General features: G+C 56.6%; 3 protein-coding genes. All 3 read right to left on the bottom strand.

Annotated elements, in window-relative coordinates:
- Positions 1-107: 107 nt before the first annotated feature.
- Positions 108-1649, bottom strand: a complete 1542-nt coding sequence (gene nifK, locus C5L12_RS27430) for a nitrogenase molybdenum-iron protein subunit beta (protein WP_105375135.1) — start codon at positions 1647-1649, stop codon at positions 108-110.
- Positions 1650-1748: 99 nt separating this feature from the next.
- Complete coding sequence (gene nifD, locus C5L12_RS27425; RefSeq protein ID WP_105375134.1) at positions 1749-3251, bottom strand: nitrogenase molybdenum-iron protein alpha chain; 1503 nt, start codon at positions 3249-3251, stop codon at positions 1749-1751.
- 100 nt (positions 3252-3351) lie between these two features.
- The gene (gene nifH / locus C5L12_RS27420) at positions 3352-4245 is read right to left on the bottom strand and encodes a nitrogenase iron protein (protein ID WP_105375136.1); all 894 of its coding nucleotides are present in this window, start codon (positions 4243-4245) and stop codon (positions 3352-3354) included.
- Between the last annotated feature and the right edge of the window lie 89 nt (positions 4246-4334).

The following is a 4334-nucleotide window of genomic DNA, read 5'->3' as shown; positions in this document are numbered from 1 at the left end:
GGCGGGCTCTCCGAAGACATCCTTGATTTTTGCCTTGAGCGAGGGCATTGCGCGCGTCTCCAAGTTCAAATCATGTCGGCCGGCCTTAGCGAGGCCGACCGCCGCTTCTAGCGGGTCAGGTCATAAGAATAATCCGTCACACCAAGCTGCGTCGACTCGCGATCGAGTTTGTCGAAGATCTTGTCGAGGACCGTTGTCAGCACACGCAGTCCGCCCTGGTAGCCCATGATCGGAAAACGATGGTGATGGTGTCTGTCGAAGATGGGAAACATAAGCCGGACGAGCGGCGTGCCGGTATCGCGCTCGAGATACTTGCCATAGGAATTGCCGATCAGCAGGTCTACCGGCTCGGTGAAGAGCAGCGATCGCATTGCCCACAGATCCTTTCCAGGCCAGACTTGGGCATCCTTGCCGAGGGGACTAGATGCAAGCAGCCCCTTCATCTCGGTTTCCCAAGCGGTCGTACCGTTGGTGGCGAGGCAGTGGATGGGTTCGCCGCCGGTTTCCATGATGAACCGGGCTACAGCGTAGACGAAGTCAGGATCGCCGTAGATTGCGTATTTTTTACCGTGCAGCCAAGATTGGCTGTCCGCCATGGCGTCAATCAGTCGGCCGCGCTCCAAGCGTATTGTCTCAGGGATTTCCTTGCCGGAAATCTCCGACACCTTCATCAAAAATTCGTCGGTTGCCTTGACCCCGAGGGGGTAGTGGAAGGAGGCGGTAGCCTGCTCGAACTCCTTGCAATACTCGAGCGTCTTGCGGGTATTGTAATGCTGCAGGGAGAGTGTCGCCTCCGCATTAAGTGCCGCTCTCACGTCTTTGATTTTCGTGCCTCCGTCATACATGCGGAATTCGCCGTCGGACGGCGTATCGAATTGATCGGAGGCATCTTGGATGAAGGTGTAGGACACGCCCATAAGGTTGAGCAAGCGCTTGAGTTCGCGATTGTTCCCGACACAGAAGCCATCGAAGCCCGGGATGATATTAATCGCGCGAGCCGCCTCCGTACGCTCCTTGCCTTTCCAGAAGTGCTCCAGTATGCCTTTGACCATGGCGTCATAACCGTCGACGTGGCTGCCGACGAAGGCAGGCGTATGTGCGAATGGCACGTCAAATTCGGGTGGGACTGAGCCTTCGCTCTTGGCGTTCTCAATGAAACCATGCAGATCATCACCGATGACTTCCGCCATACAGGTGGTAGAGACGGCAATCATCTTCGGGTTGTAGAGCACGTAAGTATTGGCGAGCCCATCGACCATGTTCTTCAGACCGCCAAATACTGCCGCGTCCTCGGTCATCGAGGATGAGACTGCCGAAGACGGCTCCTTGAAATGCCGCGAAAGGTGGGAACGGTAATAAGCAACGCAACCCTGGCTGCCATGCACAAAGGACATGGTCCGCTCGAATCCCGCGGCGGCGAATACCGCGCCCAGCGGCTGGCAGGCTTTGGCTGGGTTCACCACCAGCGCTTCGCGGGCAAGATTCTTTTCGCGATATTCCCAAGTCTTGGTGTATTCACCCTGATCAGTGATGATCTGATCAGGGTGAGGACATTCGAAATTCAGCTTCTTCTCCACGAGCATCTTTCTGTATTCCGGCTCGCGGAACAAACGGGCATGATCAAGAATCTTTTCGGCCGATTGCGGCATATTGGTCACCTTTTCATCTGGCCTCGTCAAACGGCGGCACAGGAAAACTTTTGAGACATCGGATCTCCCGCGAGCGCCTGTCCGCGGAAGACCACGCTTCTATTCGGCTGCAACCGCTGCCGCAGGCGCTCTCACTTTCTTCCAAGGCGCGTCGTAAAGGTCCCAGACCGGATTGTTGATGGCCAGATCCATGTCGCGGGCGAAGATGGCGAAGCCGTCATAGCCGTGGTATGGGCCGGAATAATCCCATGAGTGCATCTGGCGGAATGGTATGCCCATCTTCTGCACCGGGTACTTTTCCTTGATGCCGGAGCCAACAAGATCGGGACGGATCCTCTCGATGAACTTGTCCAGTTCGTAACTGGTTGCATCGTCATAGATCAGCGTGCCTTTCTTCACGTAATGGCCGGTGCGCTGATAGTCGTCGTTGTGGGCGAATTCGTACCCGGTGCCGACGATCTGCATACCCAGGTCTTCATAGGCTGTGACGACGTGACGGGGGCGTAACCCACCCACATAAAGCATCACTCTCTTGCCGTGGAGGCGCGGCCAATACTTATGGACGACATCGTCGACCAAGGGCTGGTACTTGGCGATGAGCCTCTCGGCCCTTTCTTCAATTGCAGGGCCGAAATGCTTGGCTATATTGCGCAGAGAGGCTTCGATCTGGGATGGGCCGAAGAAATTGTATTCTATCCAAGGGATGCCGTATTTTTCCTCCATGTGCCGGCAGATGTAATTCATTGATCGGTAGCAGTGGATGAGATTGAGCTTGGCCTTCGGGGCACGTTCCACTTCTGCGAGCGTGGCATCACCCGACCAGTTGCCGACTACGCGCAGACCTATTTCCTCAAGCAGGATGCGCGAGGCCCAGGCGTCGCCGCCGATGTTGTAGTCCCCAACCACGTTGACGTCGTAGGCGCCAGTTTCGAATTCGACTCCGGGCTTGCCGAAAACCCAGTCACGGATGGCATCGTTGGCGATATGGTGGCCGAGCGATTGCGAGACGCCGCGGAAGCCTTCGCAGCGTACCGGCACGATTGTCTTTTTGTACTCCGTGGCCTTCTTGCGCGAGACTGCCTCGATGTCGTCACCAATGAGACCGATGGGACATTCGGATTGAATAGTGAGGCCCTTGTTCAAGGGAAACAGTTCCTCGATCTCATCGATGATCTTTTCCAACTTTTTGTCGCCACCGAAGACGATGTCCTTCTCCTGAAAATCAGAGGTGAACTGCATCGTTACGAATGTGTCGACACCTGTCGTACCGACATAGTAGTTGCGTCGCTGCGACCATGAATATTGACCGCAACCGACCGGCCCATGCGAGACATGGACCATATCCTTGACCGGGCCCCACACCACGCCCTTGGATCCGGCATAGGCGCAGCCGCGGATCGTCATCACGCCCGGAATGGACTTGATGTTCGATTTCACGTCGCATTCGGAAAGGGCCTTCGACTCATCCCCAGGCTCACCGCCGCTCGTTGCGACGCTGAGATGCTTCTTGCGGCGCTTCGCCGTCTTGTCTGGATATTGCGCTAACACTTCCGCAATGAGCTTTTCATGCAAAACGCTGTCATTCTCGTAATCAAGGCTCATAGGCCCCTGCCCCCTTTTCGCTGCTGGGTGATGCCTCCGAGAAGAGACACCATTGGTGGAATGTGCGCCGGGTAAAGTTTCGACTGCCTCTGCGAGGCAGTCACTGCGCAGCTGCTACCACTGTTTCCTTGGCCTGGAGTTCTGCAAGCATCTGCTCGTCGGTCTTCATAATGCCGAAGTCGAGCAGCATGTCCTCCAACTCCTCCATGGTGATCGGGGTCGGAATGGTGCCTTGACCCGAATTGGCGTGGATCTTTTCAGCCAGCGCGCGATATTCCGCCGCCTGATTGGAGTCCGGTGCATACTGGATAACCGTCATCTTCCTGAGCTCGGCGTGCTGGACGATGTTGTCGCGTGGCACGAAGTGAATGAGCTTGGAATTGAGCTTGGCCGCGAGTGCCTCGGCGAGATCGAGTTCGCGGTCTGTCTGTCGCTCATTGCAAATCAGCCCGCCGAGCCGCACGCCGCCCGAGTGGGCGTATTTCAGAATCCCCTTGGCGATGTTGTTGGCGGCATACAGCGCCATCATCTCGCCGGACATCACGATGTAGATTTCCTGGGCCTTGTTTTCGCGGATCGGCATCGCGAAGCCGCCACACACAACGTCACCCAGCACGTCGTAGGAGACGTAGTCGACATCATCGTAAGCGCCATTTTCTTCCAGGAAGTTGATCGAAGTGATCACGCCGCGCCCGGCACAACCGACGCCCGGCTCGGGGCCGCCAGACTCCACGCATTTGATGCCATTGTAACCAACCTTTAGCACGTCCTCCACCTCGAGATCTTCCACCGAACCCTCCTTCGCCGCGAGATGCAGGACCGTATCCTGCGCCTTCGAGTTCAGGATGAGACGGGTGGAGTCGGCCTTGGGGTCGCAGCCCACGATGAGGATCTTCTGCCCGAGATCGACAAGGGCGGCGAGCGTATTTTGTGAAGTGGTGGACTTGCCGATACCACCCTTCCCGTAGAATGCGATTTGACGCAAATTTGACATATTGCCTTCCTTCTTTCGTTCCATCCGTCGCGCAGTGAAAGGTCGGCAGCTCGCGCCGCCTCGCAAGAATGCGTACAAGACGCGTGCCA

The sequence above is a fragment of the Neorhizobium huautlense genome (assembly GCF_002968575.1).
GTDB classification, from domain to species: Bacteria; Pseudomonadota; Alphaproteobacteria; order Rhizobiales; family Rhizobiaceae; genus Neorhizobium; species Neorhizobium huautlense.
Note: the sequence above shows the minus strand (reverse complement) of the source record. Positions and strands in the feature narration are given on the sequence as shown.